Annotated in this window: 10 protein-coding genes; 3 read left to right on the top strand and 7 right to left on the bottom strand. The window is 71.6% G+C overall.

Features of this window, described 5'->3' with window-relative positions; genetic code table 11:
• Positions 1-71: 71 nt before the first annotated feature.
• Genes ACTWQA_RS41660 through ACTWQA_RS41650 form a run of 3 tightly spaced genes read left to right on the top strand, consistent with a single transcriptional unit; the run spans position 72 to position 3,117 of the window.
• Positions 72-989 (top strand): thiamine pyrophosphate-dependent dehydrogenase E1 component subunit alpha, encoded by a 918-nt coding sequence (locus tag ACTWQA_RS41660; protein ID WP_443164402.1) that lies wholly within the window; start codon positions 72-74, stop codon positions 987-989.
• Between the two features lie 5 nt (positions 990-994).
• Positions 995-2,005, top strand: coding sequence for an alpha-ketoacid dehydrogenase subunit beta (locus tag ACTWQA_RS41655; RefSeq protein ID WP_443164401.1), 1,011 nt, complete (start codon positions 995-997; stop codon positions 2,003-2,005).
• Positions 2,002-3,117, top strand: a complete 1,116-nt coding sequence (locus tag ACTWQA_RS41650; RefSeq protein ID WP_443164400.1) for a 2-oxo acid dehydrogenase subunit E2 — start codon at positions 2,002-2,004, stop codon at positions 3,115-3,117. Before ACTWQA_RS41655 ends, ACTWQA_RS41650 begins: the two co-directional genes overlap by 4 nt.
• An 18-nt stretch (positions 3,118-3,135) precedes the next feature.
• On the opposite strand, the gene ACTWQA_RS41645 is transcribed toward ACTWQA_RS41650, so the two are convergent.
• The 7 genes from ACTWQA_RS41645 to ACTWQA_RS41615 form a co-directional block, all read right to left on the bottom strand.
• Positions 3,136-6,174 carry a non-ribosomal peptide synthetase gene (locus ACTWQA_RS41645; RefSeq protein WP_443164399.1) on the bottom strand — a complete coding sequence of 1,013 codons (3,039 nt, stop codon included), beginning with the start codon at positions 6,172-6,174 and terminating at the stop codon, positions 3,136-3,138.
• A complete protein-coding gene (locus ACTWQA_RS41640; RefSeq protein WP_443164398.1) occupies positions 6,171-8,087 on the bottom strand; it encodes a non-ribosomal peptide synthetase in 1,917 nt (638 codons plus the stop codon). The genes ACTWQA_RS41645 and ACTWQA_RS41640 overlap by 4 nt, the downstream gene beginning before the upstream one ends.
• 15 nt (positions 8,088-8,102) lie before the next feature.
• The gene (locus tag ACTWQA_RS41635; RefSeq protein ID WP_443164455.1) at positions 8,103-8,267 is read right to left on the bottom strand and encodes an MbtH family protein; all 165 of its coding nucleotides are present in this window, start codon (positions 8,265-8,267) and stop codon (positions 8,103-8,105) included.
• Positions 8,268-8,361: 94 nt separating this feature from the next.
• Entirely contained in the window at positions 8,362-8,601 is a 240-nt protein-coding gene (locus tag ACTWQA_RS41630) for a phosphopantetheine-binding protein (RefSeq protein ID WP_443164397.1), read from the bottom strand.
• Entirely contained in the window at positions 8,595-10,097 is a 1,503-nt protein-coding gene (locus tag ACTWQA_RS41625; protein ID WP_443164396.1) for a condensation domain-containing protein, read from the bottom strand. Before ACTWQA_RS41625 ends, ACTWQA_RS41630 begins: the two co-directional genes overlap by 7 nt.
• Positions 10,094-11,608, bottom strand: coding sequence for a class I adenylate-forming enzyme family protein (locus tag ACTWQA_RS41620; RefSeq protein WP_443164395.1), 1,515 nt, complete (start codon positions 11,606-11,608; stop codon positions 10,094-10,096). Before ACTWQA_RS41620 ends, ACTWQA_RS41625 begins: the two co-directional genes overlap by 4 nt.
• Positions 11,605-16,947, bottom strand: coding sequence for a non-ribosomal peptide synthetase/MFS transporter (locus tag ACTWQA_RS41615; RefSeq protein ID WP_443164394.1), 5,343 nt, complete (start codon positions 16,945-16,947; stop codon positions 11,605-11,607). Before ACTWQA_RS41615 ends, ACTWQA_RS41620 begins: the two co-directional genes overlap by 4 nt.
• Positions 16,948-17,405 lie beyond the last annotated feature (458 nt).

Raw genomic sequence — 17,405 nt, 5'->3', positions numbered from 1 at the left:
CATCCAACTGATCGAATAGAATTCGTGGGAGCGCTCCCAATCTCCTCGACACCCACCAAGGAGTGCCGATCGTGCCAGAAGGACTGCTGGAAGAGATCACGGAGGACCTGTCCGATGACGACCTCGGGCTGCTCCTGCTGATCAGGCACTTCGAACGCAAGCTGCTCGACCTGTTCGGCCAAGGGCTGGTACAGGGCACCACCCACACCTGCCTGGGGCAGGAGTACGTGCCGGTCGCGCTGGCGCCGCTGCTGGGCGAGCGGGACTTCGTCTTCAGCAATCATCGCGGGCACGGCCACTACCTGGCCCGATTACGGGACCCGTACGGGTTGCTCGCGGAGATCCTCGGGCGGGAGGGCGCGGTCTGCGGAGGCGTGGGCGGCAGTCAGCACATTCTGTCCGGCCGCTACCTGTCCACCGGGATCCAGGGCGAGAGCCTGCCGGTCGCCGCGGGCGTGGCCCTGCATCTGCGGGACGCCGAGCCGGGCGCGCTGGCGCTGGCGTACATCGGCGACGGAACGTGGGGACAGGGCGCCGTCTACGAGGCGCTCAACATGGCCGCGCTCTGGCGGCTGCCGCTGGTCGTGGTGACCGAGAACAACGGGATCGCGCAGACCACACCGACGTCGGCGCAGATGGCGGGCACGATCGGGGATCGGGCGCGGGCGTTCGGGTGCCGGTTCCTGCACGTCGGCTCGCGGGACATAGGCGAGATCCGGGACGGGCTGCGGCCGCTGCTCCAGCGGACCAGGCAGGGCGCGGGGCCGCTGGTGGTGGAGTTCGCCACGCACCGGCTCGGGCCGCACAGCAAGGGCGACGACACCCGCTCCGCCGAGGAGATCCGGCGCGCCCGCGACCACGACTGGTGCCCGCGCGAGGGCGCCACCGTGTCCCCTCGCTTTGCCCGCATGGACGCGGAGGCGCGCGCGTTCGTCGAGGTGGTGGCCGGTGAGGTGCTCGGGCGACCGCTGTCGGCACGGGAGGGCTGAGGGAGATGCGGGTCGCGGAGAGCCTCAACCAGGCGCTACACGAGGTGCTCGCCGGCGATTCGTCCGTGTGGATGCTCGGCGAGGACGTGCTTGATCCGTACGGCGGGGCATTCAAGATCACCAAAGGGCTGTCCAGCCGTTTTCCCGGCCGGGTGCTGGCTACCCCGATCAGCGAGAACGGCATCGTCGGCGTGGCGGGCGGCCTGGCCCTCGCGGGCGGCAAGGCCATCGTCGAGATCATGTTCTCCGACTTCGTGACCCTGGCCTTCGATCAGATCGTGAATTTCGCCAGTAAATCGGTCTCCATGTACGGCCGGCCGCTGCGGCTGCCACTGATCGTGCGATGCCCGTCCGGGGGCGGCCGCGGCTACGGACCCACGCACAGCCAGAGCCTGCAGAAGCACTTCATCGGCGTCCCCGGTCTCGCGGTGTACGAGGTGTCCCCCTTCGACGACCATCGCGAGCTGTTCAGCGAGATGCTCACGCGCGGCGAGCCGTGCCTGCTGTTCGAGGACAAGACCCTCTACACCCGGCAGATCTTCGGCGGCGGGGTCGCGGACGATCTGTTCCGGTACGACGTGCTGCCGCGGGCCGCCGCGGCCGGCGAGGTGACCAGGGTGTACCTGGACGATCCCGAGCAGGCAGACTGCGTGATCATCGCGCCGGGCGGGCTGGCGCACCGGGCCCTGGCCGCGATGCGCACACTGCTGCTGGAGCGGGAGATCACCTGTCTGCTGCTCGTGCCGCGGCGCCTGTATCCCTTCGACGTGACCCCGCTGTCGCCGCTGCTGGAGCGGGCCGGTGCCGTGGTCGTCGCCGAGGAGAGCACCGCCGGCGGCACCTGGGGGGCCGAGGTGGCGCAGCAGGTGCACAGCCGGCTCTGGGGGCGCCTGCGGCGTCCGGTGTCCCTCGTCCACTCGGCGGCCAGTGTGATCCCGGCGGCCGTCCATCTTGAGCGTGACGTGCTGGTGCGGGACACCGCGATCGTCCGCGCCGTACAGGAGCTCTTGCCTTGACCGAGCTGAGCGTGCCCAAACTCAACAACAACGACACCGAGTACCTGCTGGTCGAGTGGCTGGCCGAGGACGGCGCCGGGGTGCTGAAGGGCGATCCGGTGGTGGTTCTGGAGACCTCCAAGGCGGCCGAGGAACTGGTGGCCGAGGCCGATGGCGTACTGCGGCGGACGGCGGAGACCGGCGCGACCTGCGTTCCCGGGGAGGTGATCGCGTACATTTCCGATGACTCGGCGCCTCCGCCGGCGGCCGCCGATCACGAAGCCCATGCGCGTGACACCGACGGTGAGTCCTCCGAGCCGATCATCACCGCGCCCGCCCAGGCGCTGATCGACGAGCACGGCGTGGACCCGGCGCGGATCCGCGCGCTGGGGAAGAAGGTGATCAGGCGCGCCGACGTGACAACCCTGATGGAGACCGGCGGCGACAACGCGTCGTCGCGGCCGAGGACGCTGCCGGCCGTTCAGCGGGCCGTGGCCGCTGCGGTCACCCGTTCCCATCAGACGATCCCGGCCGCCTTCACCGCCGTGAAGCTGGACGCCGGCCCCGCCATCGCCCGGGCCCGCGTCCTCAGCAAAGAGGCCAGGGCGCTGATCGGCCTGCCTGAGCTGCTGGTTTCGGCGGTCGCCTCGCTGCATGGGCAGTTCCCGATGTGCTTCGCCGAGCCGGTGGTGGACAGGCCCGGAGGCGAACTGGCCGTGGTCCCCTCGTCGGCGCCGAACGTCGGTGTCACCGTGGACGTCGGCGATGGCCTGTACGTCCCCGTGCTGCGCGGCGCCGACCGCCTGTCCCTCGGGGAGATCGCGCAGCGGCTCACGGCGTACCGGACGACGGCGATGCGGGGGGCCTTCCGCGAGGAGGACCTGGCGGGCGGGAACATCGTCGTCACCCTGCACACCGACGCGGCCGTGCTCCTCGCCGTGCCGATCGTGTTCCCGGGGCAGACCTGCGCGCTGTCGCTGTGCGCGCCGCAGCACGAGTTCGCCCTCGACTCGACCGGAAACGTCGTGAAACGCACCACGGTCACCCTCGGGCTCGCGTTCGACCACCGCGTCGTCAACGGCCGCGAGGCGGCGATGTTCCTGAATGCCGTGCGGAAGACCGTCACCCCCTGAGCGGGGGTGACGTGCACGTCATCCGGACTGCCCGGTCAGGGCGCGCCGCGCCTCCTCCTCACTCATCGCGTCGATCTCCTCGATGAGCAGGTCCTCGACGGCCTCGGCGAGCTCGGCCACGGTGCCGCAGCCGAACACGGTCCGAATCGGCACCTCCACCTCCAGCATCGCCCGCAGCCGCGCCGCGACCCGGGTGGTCATCAGCGAATGCCCGCCCAGCTCCAGCAGATCGTCCAGCACGCCGACCCGTTCGAGGCCGAGCACCTCGGCCCAGATCTCGGCGACCAGCGCCTCGCTGTCGGTGCGCGGCGCCGTGTGGTCCGTCCCGGTGACCCGGTCCGGCTCGGGCAGCGCGGCCCTGTCGACCTTGCCCCGGGAGGTGAGGGGCAGCTCCGCCAGCTGTGACCACAGGGTCGGCACGAAGCCCCTCGGCAGCCTGCGCGCGGCGTGCGTGCGCAGCTCGGCGGGATCGGCGGGGCCGGTGAAGTAAGCCACCAGGTCCTCCCCGCGCGCCGCCACGGCCACCTGCCCGGCGCCTGGGTGCTCGCGCAGGGCGGCCTCCACGTCGCCGGGCTCGATGCGCACGCCGCGGACCTTGACCTGGTCGTCCAGGCGGCCCAGGAACTCCAGCAGTCCGTCCGAACGCCACCGCGCCCGGTCGCCGGTGCGCAGGCGCCGGGTGCCGGGATCGCCGTACGGGTCGGGCTCGAAGGCGGCGGCGGTGCGGCCGGGCAACCCGGCATACCCGCGGGCGACCCCGGCGCCGCCGATCACCAGCTCCCCCGCAGCGCCCGGCGGCACCGGCTCGCCCCGAGGGTCCAGCACCCGCACCGACGTGGCCGACAGCGGCCGGCCGATCGGCGGACGCCCGCCGGAGTCGGTCCCGTCCAGCTCGGCCCAGGTGGCGATGACCGTGGCCTCGGTCGGCCCGTACGTGTTGACCAGCCGGACCCCGGGCCCCTCGCGATGCCAGCGCGCCACCGCCGCCCCGTCGGCCTGCTCACCGCCGAGGATCACCAGCCGCAGCGCCGGCGGCCACGCCACCTCAGCCGGCGACTCGACGAGCCGATGCCAGTACGCGGTCGGCAGATCCAGCACGGTGATCCGCCGTCCGTCCGGCTCGGCCAGCAGATCGGGCAGGCTCGCCGGGCCGTCCGGCAGCGGCACCACCGCCGCCCCGGACGCGAGCGCCGGGAAGATCTCCTCGACGTGGGTGTCGAAGCTCAGCGACGCGAACTGCACCACATGATCCCCCGGCCCCAGGCCGTACTCTCGCCGCATCCACCCGACCCTGGCCGCCACCGAACCATGCTCGACGAGAACCGCCTTGGGCAGCCCGGCAGACCCCGACGTGGTCATCACGTAGGCGATTCCCTTCTCCGGTCCCTTGGCCGCGCTCCCCTCCCCCACGGCGCGCACGCCGTCCTCGCCGATCAGCCAGGCGGCGCCCGCGGCGGCCATGGAGTCTGTGTGCCGGGCGAACGGGTCGGCGGGGTCCAAGGGAAGGTACGCGGCGCCCGCCCGCCACACGCCCAGCAGCGCGGCGATCACCTCGGCGGACGGGGCCAGCCGTACGGCCGCCACATCGCCCTCCCGGACGCCGCTCTCCCGCAGGGTGCCGGCGAGCGTGCCTGCCCGGTCCCAGAGAGCCGCGTACGAGACCACCTGATCACCGCAGCGCACGGCGACGGCGTCCGGCATCCGGCGCACCACGTCCGCCACCAGGTCCAGCACCCCGTCCGCGACCGGCTCGGCAGGCCCGGCGGCCAGCTCGGCCATCGTCTTCTCGTCCTGTGCGGTCCACGCGGGAAGCCGCGAGATCGGCGTGTCCGGCTTGGTCACGGCCCCGGCCAGCAGCGTCAGGTAGCGCTCGGCGATCGTCTCCACCTCGCTGATGTCGAACACCGCGCCGTCGTACCCGAAGCAGATCGCCAGCTCGTCCCCAGCCGGCCAGACCTCCACCAGCAGATCCACCACGATCTGGTCGTGGCTTCCCTGAGCGTCCGACACCCGGACTCCTCCGTACACCCGGTCCTGCCCGGCGGCGTAGTCCTGCATGATGAACACGGTCGGCAGCAGCGTCTCGACGCCGCGCGCCAACCGCTCCAGCAGCGGCGCGGGCCGGCCCATCACGTCCAGCGCCACCCCTTTGACCCGCCCGAGCAGCTCGGCGAACGTCGGATCACCCGTCAGGTCGCCGCGCAGCGGCAGGGTCTGGGTGAGGTATCCGACCATCCGCTCCAGCTCGACCCGATCCCGCCCGGCGACCACGGTGCCGACCAGCATGTCCTGCTGCCCGCTGTGCCGGAACAGCAGCGCCTGGTACGCCGCCATCAGCACCATGAACGGGGTCGCCCGATGGGCCAGGGCCAGCCGCTCCACTTCGGCGAGGTGACGCGCGCCCAGCCGTACCCAGTGATATCCGCCCTCCCGGACGGCCGCGCGCGCCCCGGGGCGGGCGAAGGGCAGCTCGGTGACCGGCGGCGCGGCCAGCGCCTCGCTCCAGTACGGCATGGCCTTGTCCGCCCTGCGCCGCTGCCAGCGGGCGTAGTCGCTGGGCAGGATGCGCAGGTCGGGCAGGCGGGCGGGGCGGCGCTCCACGGCGGCGGCGTAGTACTCGCCCAGGTCGTCGAGCATGATCTCCAGGGAGTGCCCGTCGGCCAGGATGTGGTGCAGCGTCAGGCACAGCACGTGATCGTCCGGGGCGATCTCGATGACGGCGACCCGCAGCGGAACGCCCGCGGCCAGGTCGAAGGCGGCGTTGGCACGCTCGTCGACCAGCGCGCCCACCTGCTCCTCGGCCGCCGCCAGCCACTCGATGGGCGGCGCCCAGCCGACCGGCCCGGCCACCGCCCAGGGCGTGCCGTCCTCCTCGGTGAAGGCGGTCCGCAGGCTCTCGTGCCTGGCCACGAGCGCCCCGAGGGCGCCGGTGAACGCGTCGCGGTCGAGCGGGCCGCGCAGGCGTCGTACCAGGTACATCGTGTACGAGGCGTCGCCCGGCACCAGCCGCTGGAGCATCCAGAGCCGTTCCTGCGCGGGCGACAGCGGTGTCCTCATGACCCGGCCGCCAGATCGTCGAACAGGCCCTCGAGCTCCTCGGCGCTGAGGCCGTCCAGCTCGTCGCGCAGCGCGGCGACGTCGGCCAGGCTGAGATCGGCGTCGTCCATGTCGTCGAGCCGGGCGGCGAATCCGGCGATCGTCGGATGCTCGAACAGGACGACGATCGGCACTTCCAGGCCGTACCTGGCCTGGACCCTGGCGATGATCTGCGTCGCGGCGAGTGAGTGGCCGCCGAGCTCGAAGAAGTCGTCGTCGGCGCCGATGGGCTCAGTGGCGCCGAGCACTCCCGCCCAGAGCTCGGCGAGGTCGGACTCGACCGCGGTGGCCGGGGCCCGGAAGGCGGCGGTGCCGGGGCGCGTCCACGACGGGGTGGGCAGGGCGGCGCGGTCGAGCTTGCCGTTGGGGGTGAGCGGCAGGGACGTCAGGGTCGTGTGCCGGACGGGGATCATGTAGTCGGGGAGCGATGCGCGCAGTCGTTCCCGCAGCGCCGCCCAGTCGACGGCCTGCGCCCGCGGAACCAGGTAGGCCACCAGACGCCCGTCGCGGACGGCGACCGCGGCGTCCTTGACCTCGGCGGCCGCGCGCAGGGTGGCCTCGATCTCGCCCAGTTCGATGCGGAATCCGTGGATTTTGACCTGCTGGTCAGCGCGGCCCAGGTACTCCAGCCGACCGGCGGGCGTGATTCTGGCCAGGTCGCCCGTGGCGTACATGCGGGCGCCGGGGGTGCCGGCGTACGGGTCGGGCAGGAAACGCGCGGCCGTCTGACCGGGTAGCCCGTGGTATCCCCGGGCGACCCCCGCGCCGCCGATGAGCAGCTCGCCGATCTCCCCGTCGGCGACCGGCGTCCCGTTCTCGTTCAGCACGTGAACCGAGGTCCGCCCGATGGGCGACCCGAGATCCACGGCCTCAGGTCCTGGCCGCACCCGGCCGGCCGTGGACCACACGGTGGTCTCCGTGGGGCCGTACACGTTCCACAGTTCGGCGCCGTCCGCCAGCAGTTCGTCCGCGAGATCGCGGGGCAGCGCCTCACCACCGCACAACCGCGTCCTGATCGTCGTGGGGATTCCGCCGGACTCCAGCAGGATGCGCCAGCCCGCCGGTGTCGCCTGCATGATCGTGACCCCCTCGGCGGCGGCCCGTTCGCGCAGCGCCCACCCGTCGGAGACCTCCCCGGTGGTCGCGATCACCACCCGGCCTCCCGTGAACAAGGGCAGCAGCAACTCCAGAACCGAGATGTCGAACGACAGCGTGGTGACGGCCAGCCACCGATCCTCCGGCCCGATCGGCAGCAGTTCGGCGAATGACTCCAGCAGGTTCGCCACGGCCCGATGCGGCACCGCCACCCCCTTCGGGCGACCGGTGGACCCCGAGGTGAACATCAGGTACGCCAGCCGATCCACGACCGCCGGGGGCGGCGCGGCGTGGGCCGGCCGGATTGCCGGGGGCACGGCCGGGATCCGCGCGGGCGAGAGGGGAGCACCGTTCAGCGGCCGGCCTCCGGGTGAGAGCGTGAGAACGGTGGGAACGCCGTCCAGCAGTGCGGGATCGACGCCCGCCTGGGTCAGCACCAGGCCGATGCCCGCATCCTGGCGCATCATCCGCAGCCGTTCGGCTGGGAACGCCGGATCCAGCGGTACATAGGCCCCGCGCGCCGTCCATATGGCGAGCATCGCCACGAGCATCCCGGTGGTCCGCTCCACGCACAGCCCCACGGGCACCTCGGGACCGACGCCGTGCCTGCGCAGCACGGCGGCGAGGTCATCGACGCGCCGGTACAGCTCCCGGTAGGTCACCTGACCGTCGGAGCCGGTCACGGCCACCGCGTCGGGCGCATGGTCCAGCCACCGCCATATCGTGCCCGCTCCGCCGTGCACTGCCCCCCGCGGGGGCGGCGTCGTGTCGTCACTCAACGTCGATCTCGCCTTTCAGTCTCGCAGGCTGAGCGGGCGCATGTCCGTCCAGACGGTCTCGATGTGGGCCAGGCACTCCTCCCGAGTGCCCGCGAACCCGGCGTCGGACCAGCCGGACGGCAGGTCTCGATCGGCGGCCCAGATGGAGTACTGCTCCTCGTGGTTGACGACCACCCTCATCTCGGCACTCACGTGTTCTCCTCGTTGACCAGTAGCGTGCAGGTGTGAGTGGCGGGCCCGACGGTGAAGAACACCTCGGTTGTCACGGGGGCGATCATGACGGGCGGTCCGCCAACTGCGACAGGTGCTCGACCAGCCCGTCGAGCGTGTCGAGGCTGCCGTTGAGCTCGACGTCGAAGCCGAACGCGTCCTCGATCGCGTCGATCAGCCGTATGTAGCCCAGCGAGGTGAGGCCAAGTGCCGTCAGCGAGCAGTCGGCCGCCAGTATCTCCGCCGTGGTGAGTTCACCGTCGCTGGCCTGGGCCACCAGCGCGGCCACGCGCTCCCTCAACATGTCTGCTCCCGCAGTCGGGCGACCTCCGCCGCGATCCGCGTCGCGGTGGCGTCGTCGATGAACACCTCGAAGGAGAGCTCCACACCGAGCCGCTCCTTGGTCCTGACCATGATCTGGGTGATCGTCAGGGAGTGGCCACCGAGATCGAACAGGTCGTCGTCGGGTTCCACGTCGTCCAGCTCGAGCTCCTTGGCGAAGATCGCCTGAATCTCCCGTACGAGATCGGCGTCCACCGGCCCGTCCTTGACGGCGGCGGTGACGGCGGTCACGGACACCGCCGGAACGGGACTTGGCAGCGGCAGCCGGTCCAGCGGCGTCTCCGGATCCGCGGCGACCGCCGCCAGCAGCGCGGCGAGGTGCTCCCGGATCCGCCCGGCACCCGTCCCGTCGAGGAGCGCGGGGTTGTACTGCAGCCGCGCCGCCGTACCCGCCTGGTCATCGACGATCTGCAGATGGAGCGTGTTGCGCACCCAGCCGTTGAACATCATCCACTCCACCGACGCGCCCAGCCCGGGGAACAGCGGGCTCGTCTCCGGCCGCCGGCGGTAGCTGAGCGACACGGGGGTGAGCGCGGCGCGCGGGCCGATCCCGTCCACGGCCCTGGCCAGCGGAACCTCGCGATGCCGGTACAACCGCCGCAGATCGCCCCGCAGGCTCCGGGCGAACTCGCCGAACGTGGCCCCCTCGGGCACCCCGATCACAGGCAGCTCGTTGACGAAGGCGCCCACGTGGTCCCGGCTCCGCTCGGTCCGCGTGGACAGGTCCACGCCGACCGCGGGCCGCGCGTTGCCGTACGCGTGCAGCAGTGCGACGAACGTGGCCAGCACCGCCTCGAATCGGGTGACCTCCAGCCGCGCGGCGAGCCCGGCGAGGTCCTCGACCTCGAAGTCGAGGGCGGATCCTGGAGCCGCGGCCAAGGACACACCGGTCAGGCCGGGCAGGCGCAGCTCCCGCTGGTCCTGCCACCGGTCCTGCCAGTACCGGCGCGCGTCCGGCAGCGCCTCCCCAAGCCTGGCCTTCTGCTGGAGCATCACCTCCGGGTACGTCGACCCCAGCGGCGCCGGCGTCGCGCCCCCGTACCAGGCGGCCAGATCCCGCAGCAGAATGTCCTTGGACTCTCCGTCGAACACCGCATGATGGGCCTGGAACAGCAGCACATGCCGCTTGGCGTCCTCCCTGATCAGCGTGAACCACGCCGCGGGCCCTTCCACCGGATCGACCGCTCTGGCCAGCTCCTCCTGGAGATCGCCCCCTTCGCGCATCGGCGGCATCGCGTGCGGGACCACCCGCAGCTCACCGCCGTCCTCCACGAGCACGCCGCCCAGCCCGGGATGCCTGCGCGCCACCTGCTCACATGCCTCCCCCAGGGCCATCATGTCGAGCGGCCCGTCCAGCCACACGGCCAGCGGCATGTGAAAGGCTCGCCCGGCAACCCCGGCCCGCTCGGTGAGCCACATCCCCTGCTGCGCAGGGGAGGCCGGCCACGATCCGGTCATCTCCCGCCTTCTTTCTGAAAAGGGCCCGACTTCTCCGCCGAACCCACTTCCACCACAGAATCCGCCTGATTCAGGAGATCACGCAGGCCGGACTTGACGACCTTGCCCGAGTGGTTTCTGGGCAGGCGGTCCACGAAGATCACTCGTGCCGGGAGTTCGTGCGGGGCCAGCCGTGTCATGAGGAAGGCCCGCAGCTCCGTCACGAGCGGCGCCCGCGAACGGGGCACCACGGCGGCGGCCGGCACGGTGCCGAGCACGGGGTGCGGCACACCGGCGACCGCCGCCTCGGCCACGTCAGGGTGTTCGTGCAGCGCGGCCTCCACCTGCACGGTCGACACCTTGTACGCCCCGGACTTGAGGACGTCGCTTTCCCGGTCGACGAGATAAAGGTAGCCGTCCTCATCGAGGTAGCCCAGGTCGCCCATCCGCACCCACCCGCCACGGAAAGTGTGCGTGTTGGCCTGCTCGTCCCGGTAGTACGAGCGCGCGGTGGCGGGTGACCGCAGCCAGATCTCCCCCGTCTCCCCGGCCGCGAGTGGCCCGCCGTCGGGGCCGGTGATCCTCAGTCCGCTGCCGAGCGCCGGCCGGCCTAGAGCCGCAGGCCGCGACGGGTCGTAGATCATGACGGTCTGGGCGGGCGCCGCCTCGGTCGAGGTGTAGTAGTTCGTCACGGTCGCCTTGGGGAACGCCGCCGCCAGCCGCTCGCACAGCGCCGCCGGCAGCGCCGACGCCGCCGACCCGAGCAGGACCACGCCGGAGAAGTCGTGCCGTTCGTGCAGCCCGGCGTTGAGCAGCTCGAGGGCCATCGCGGGCACCAGGAACACGGTCCCCACCTGCCGCGACTCGATCAGCCTGGCGAACCTGCCCGGGGTGAACCGCGCCAGGGTCAGCACCGACGGGCGCGCGTCCAGGGCGTTGATCAGCATGGCCTGGCCGGCGTTGGTGCCGATCGGAAACGCGTGCAGCAGAAGCCGCGAATGCCCGAACCTTCGGCGATTGGCCCGGGGGGCGCAGCCATAGGTGAGGTTGGCGTGGGTGGCCGCCACCGCCTTGGGCCGGCCCGTGGTGCCAGAGGTGTAGAGGATCTGCGCCAGATCCCCCGGCCCCGGCGGCTCGGGTTCCCGCGAACCGGGCTCCAGCTCGGCCGGCACGGCGCTCCAATACCCGCCGTCCGGCGGCCCCTTGCCCGCGTGCAGCACGCCGGTCGCCGAGCAGTGCTCCAGCATGTACGCCACCTCGGCCGGAGCGAACCGATCGGAGATCGGTACGGCAACCCCGCCGGCGAGCTGCGCGGCGCAGTAGGCCACGGCGAAGTCGGTCCAGTTCTCCGCCCCGAACAGCAGCCCCACCCGGTCGCCCCGCCGCACCCCGCGCCGGACCAGCCCGCGCGCCAGCGAATCCGCCCGCGCGTGCCATTCCGCGAAGGTCAGCGTGCCGCCCCCGGCGACCTCCAGCGCGGCCCGCTCGGGCTCCTCCGCGGCCCGCCTGGCCAGCAACTCCGGAACGATCATGACTCTCCCCCGGCGCGCCGCCGCAGCTCCTGGATGCCGACGAGATCATCGGGCAGCGCGTCGGGCACCTCGCTGTCGAACCGCGCCAGCACCCGCACCCGCATCGCCCACACCGCGATCAGCGCGATGGCCAGCCCGAAGGCCACGTACATCAGCCCGATCCCGCGCCCTTCCCCCGTCCCGAGCAATGCCCCCGCTGTCGCGGCCAGCGGCCCGTCCGGCGCCATCAGCGGCTCGAACACCGCCGCCCCGTACGGCGCCACCAGGCCGAACCCGATCGGCAGCGTGGACCAGGCGACGAGCGTGTTGAGCGCGATGACCCGGCCGTGGAACCGCTGCGGCACCTTGACCTGAATGATCGTCGCGTACACCCCGTTGAGCAGCGTCAGACACAGCGACATCCCGAACGCCCCCGCGATGATCGCCACCAGATCCGCCCGTACGCCGACGACCACGCAGAACACCGCCAGCGCGAGCGTGAACAGCAGCACCCCGCGCAGCCGTCGCCGGCGCGGTCCGCCCCACACGGCCATCAGCAGCCCACCGGCCAGCACGCCGATCCCGCCCGCCAGCGACACCTGCCCGACGTCCTGCAGCGTCGCGAACGACAACACCAGCGGCGAGATCATCAGGAACAGCGGCGACAGGAACACGTTCAGCACGGCGAAGAACACCAACATCCCGCGGAAGCCCCGATTTCCCCAGGTCAGCCGCCAGCCGCCGGCGATCTCCGCCATGACCGTCTCGCGGCGCCGCCACGCCATGCTCCGGGGGAACCGGACCGCCAGCACGACCGCGGCCGCCAACCCGTACGACACCACGTCGATGATCAGGATCCCCTCCAGCCCGATGACCGCCATCAGCCCGACCGCCAAGAGCGGCACCGCCACCTGGGCCGTACCGGTGACGAGCTGTACCACCCCGTTGGCGTGGCCGAGGAACCGCTTGGGGACGAGTTGCGGGATCGCCGAGGCGTACGCGAACCGCTGGAAGGTCAGCGCGACCGACAGCAGCGCGAGCAGCGGGTAGATGTGCCAGATCTCCAGGTTGCCGGTCCACAGCAACAACCCGAGGATCAACTGCACGCCGCCCGCGGTGACGTCCGCGGCGAGCATCACCACCCGCCGGTCGTGCCGGTCCACGATGGCCCCGGCCAGCGGCGCGACCAGCATGCCCGGCAGCAGCCCGAGCACCGCGAACAGCGCGAAGTTCGCCAGCGAGCCGGTGGTCGTGTAGATCCACAGCGGCACGGCGAATTCGGTCAGCGCCGACCCCAGGATCGACACCAGCTGCCCGGCCGCGACCAGCGCGAACCGGCCCATGCCCGGCCGCACCCGAGGAGCCCCGTCCGCGGCCGGAGAGTCTCCGGAGGACACGCCTTCCAGCCACCACGTCGATCGCGGTGTACGTGCCAGCCGCTCGGCCCGCCCCTCGGCGATGGCGCGGTGCGTGCCGGTCACGATGTGCGCCAGTTCTCTGGCCCGATATTTCAGGAAGAAGTGTCCCGCCTCATCCAGCACGACCAAGGCCGTCAGCTCCGACAGCACGTGCCACTCGCGGTACCGCTCCTGGTAGAACTCCATCGCCGGGTCGCGCTCGCCGGCCAGCGCGATCACCGGCGCCCGCAGCGGGGCCGCGGACTCCTCGAACATGCCGGTGAAGTACCGCTCCGCCTGCCGGGTGCCGCGCCGCCGGTTGCGGACCATGAGGTCGAGCTGGTCGCGGCCCACTTCCTCCACGTCCAGACCGGCAGACCGCAGGTCGTTGATCCAGGCCTGGTCGCCACGGATGCGCTCCATGAGGTCGGTCAGGCCCGCGAGGCGGCCGCGGGGACGGGCGAAGGGGAAGACACCGCCGAGGTACACCGCCTCGACCTCGCGGCCGGCGGCCTCCAGCTTGCGGGCGATCTCCGCGGCCAGCATCACGCCGAGGCCGCAGTGGCCATACAGGGTGACGGGGCCCTCGATGCCGTCGAGGATCTCCTGTACGCACCCGTCGGCGACCTCGTCCAGCGACCGGGCCTCCTCGCCCAGTTCGTGCCCGGGCACGGCGATCGAGTACAGCGCCCAGTCGGCCGGCAGCGCGTCCGCCAGCGGCTGGTAGATGACCGCGCTGCCACCTCCGTACGGCGCGCAGATCAGCGTCGAAGCGGCCGTCCTGGTGGGCGTGAGCCGGTGCAGCAGGCGGCGCGGGAGGTCGGCGGCCGACTCCAGCGTCGCGGCCAGCTCCCGCACGGTGCGGTGCTTGAACAGGTCGAGTACGGTGACGCTGCGCTCCGGCGCCACCTGCCTGAGCCGGGCCACCACCCGCATGGCCAGCAGGGAGTGCCCGCCGAGCTCGAAGAAGTCGTCCGTTGCGCCGACCTCGGGGACGTCGAGCAGCTCGGCCCACACGGCGGCGACGGCCTGTTCGACGATGGTCCGCGGCGGCACGAACCGGCCGGTCGTCTCCGGCGCCGGGTCGGGCAGGGCGCCCCGGTCCACCTTGCCGTGCGACTTCAGCGGCGGCGGCTCATCCAGCCATACGTACCTGGCGGGGATCATGTAGTCGGGCAGCCGCTCGGCCAGCCACGCCCGCACCTCGGCGGCCTCCGGCCGGGCCCCCACGGACTCGCCGACGAGGTACGCCACGAGCAGGCCGCCGCGCATGTCGGCGATCGCCGACGTCACGCCGGGACACCGGCCGAGCACCGATTCGATCTCGGCCAGCTCCACGCGGTAGCCGCGGATCTTCACCTGCAGGTCGCGGCGGCCGAGGAACTCCAGGTTCCCGTCGGGAAGGTGACGGGCCAGGTCACCGGTGCGGTACATGCGTGCACCGGCCGGACCGTACGGATCGGGCAGGAACCGTTCCGCGGTCAGGGCGGGACGGTCGAGATACCCCCTGGCCAGCCGATCCCCGCCGAGGTACAGCTCCCCCGCGACGCCGATCGGCACGGGCTCCAGATGCTCGTCCAGCACGTACGCCCGTGCCCCCGGCATCGGCCTGCCGATGGGCAGCGTGGTGGTCGTGCCGCCGCCCTCGACCGGATACGTGGTGACGCCCACCGTAGCCTCGGTCGGCCCGTAGTGGTTGACCACCCGGCACCGCCCGGACGCGGCCAGTTCCTCGGCCCAGTCGCGAGGCGCCGCCTCACCGCCGAGGATCAGCAGCTTGCGCGGCAGCACGTCGGCCTGCAACGCGGCCAGATGAGAAGGAGTGATCTTGAGGTGGTCGATGCCCGCGTCCCGGACGTATTCGGCCAGCTCATGCCCTGCAGTGCGTGGCGCGATGATGTGCAGCGTCCCGCCGGTGACCAGGCACGTGTAGAAGACCGTCACCCCGAAGTCGAAGGCCAGCGACTGCAGCAGCCCATACGAACCGCCGGGTTCGATCTCCAGGCGCTCCCGCAGGCCCGCGAGATAGACGAGCGCCTGCCGATGCTGGATCGCGACGCCCTTGGGCCTCCCGGTGGTGCCGGACGTGTAGATGACATAAGCCAGGTCGTCGGGAGTCACGTCACGAGAGACCGGCACGCCGTCGAGATCCCCATGGGGTTCGTCCAGTGCACCGGAGCCATCGAGGCCGACCGTGACCAGCCCATCGGGCAACCGCCCCCTGGAGGACGAATCGGCCACCGCGATCCGCACTCCGGCGTCCCGCACCACATATTCCAGCCGCTCGCGCGGATGCTGCGGATCCAGCGGCAGATAGGCGGCCCCCGCTTTGAGCACGCCGAGCACCGCCACGGCCAGTCCGGCGGACGGCTCCAGGCACACCGCCACCCGTTCCCCGGGCCCGGCGCCGAGGGTCCGCAGCCGCCGGGCCAGCCGATCCGCGCGGATGTCGAGCTCGCCGTACGTGAGTGAGACGTTGCCCGCGACCACCGCGACCGCTGCGGGATCCTGGCCGTCGACGACCTCGTGCAGCAGCCGGATCCCGGCGGGCGGCGCCGGCTCGGCGACCCCGAGCGCCAGCACGCGCCGCCGCTCGTCCTGGCCGAGCAGCGGCAATCGGGAGATCGGCAGCCCAGGGTCGGCGACCGCCGCCCGCAGGAGCGTCTCCAGGCATCCCACCAGCCGCCGCGCCGTATCCTCCCGGAATAACGCGGTGCTGTACGCGAGCTGCCCGTGCAACCCGCCTCCACCCTCGAAGAGATAGAGCGCCAGGTCGAACCGGCTGGCCACGGTGGGGATCGGATACGGCTCCGCACCCAATCCGGAGGTGTCCAGGGTCCGGCCACGATAGTTCTGCAGCGCGAACATGCTCTGGTACACCGGCGTACGGCTGACGTCCCGCTCCACGGCCAGCTCGGTGACGAGTCGGTCGAACGGCAGCGCCTGATGCGCGAACGCGTCCAAAGTCGCGTCGCGGACCCGGCCGAGCAACTCACTGAAGGTCGGGTCGTCGCGCAGGTCGGCCCGCATGGCCAGGGTGTTGATGAACGGCCCGACGACCCCCTCCAGCTCGGGCAGCTCCCGTCCGGACACCGGCGACCCCACCGCGAAGTCGTCCTGCCCGGCGAACCGGCCGAGCAGCACCTGGAAGGCGGCGAGCAGCGTCATGTACGGCGTGGCTCGATGTGCCTTGCCCAGCTCCGCGATCGACGCGGTGAGTGCGGGGTCCACGATGACATCCACGGCGGAGCCGGTCCAGCGCTGCTCGGCGGGCCGCGGCAGGTCGGTCGGCAGTTCCAGGGCAGGCACCCCGTCCAGCCGGGACACCCAGTAGCGCATGTCGTCGTCGAAGGTCCGGCCGCGCTGCCAATGCGCGTAGTCGCCGAACTGCAGCGGCGCAGGCGGCAGTTCCCGGCCCGCGTGCAGCGCCAGCAGCTCCTGGAACAGGATGTCGCACGACCAGCCGTCGATGATCGCGTGGTGCATGGTGAGCAGCAGCACGTGCTCGCGCGTGGTCTCCTCGGGGGCCGACCGCACCAGCAGGGCGCGCAGCAGGGGCGGGCGGGCCAGGTCGAACGGCCTGGCCAGCTCCTCGTCGAGCTCGCCGGGATCGGCGGTGACGCGGAACTCCACGACCGGCTCCTCGGCGATCACCACCTCCGGACGGCCGTCCGGGGTGGTGACCAGGCTGGTACGCAGGCTCTCGTGCCGCCGCGTGAGCTCCGTCAGCGCCCTGGCCAGCGCGTTCTCGTCGAGTTCGCCGGTCAGCCTGACCGCGAACGGCACGGTGTAGGCGGCCGTGCCGGGAGCGTACTGGTCAAGGAACCACAATCGCTCCTGCATGGCCGACGGCGGCGGCGCGGTGCCGGGGGCACGGCGGGGAACGCTGACCTTGGTGGCGCGCGCTCGAAGGCGACGCTCGAGCAAAGCCTGCTTGGCGGGTGAAAGGGAGCTCCTGGTCACGCGTCTTTCTCCTCGGAACACGCGGTTGTACACGGATGGGTCCGTGACGATGACGCCCCAGACCGGGAGGTGCTGCAGTGCGATCGGTGTAGCCGGAACGGCGAAATATTGCGCAGGCGTGGGAACGCTCCCACGAGTGAGGCTAGGTTTCGGCCCTATGGAGGTCAAGCACTAGATCGACATTTCCGATTGCAGCCAGTGCCCTAACAAATACGATTTGCGATGTGCGCACGTCGCTTCCCTTTTTTCGCCAGCCCAATTTTTCGAACCCTTGACAGACGGGAAACCACTTCGTCATCTATCTGGGAGCGCTCCCAGCACTTGTTGCCAGCGGTGCCCGCACCCTTCTGCCTGACAACTCATAGCTTTCTTCGATTTCTGGAGAAAGATATGGGCAGGTTAGATATTTCGCCTTATATTACGGCGCAGAGCAGCGTTAACCCCTTCATGTTCCAGCG

The sequence above is a fragment of the Nonomuraea sp. 10N515B genome, from assembly GCF_052245915.1.
GTDB lineage: Bacteria > Actinomycetota > Actinomycetes > Streptosporangiales > Streptosporangiaceae > Nonomuraea.
This window is presented reverse-complemented; position numbering and strand designations above follow the sequence as displayed.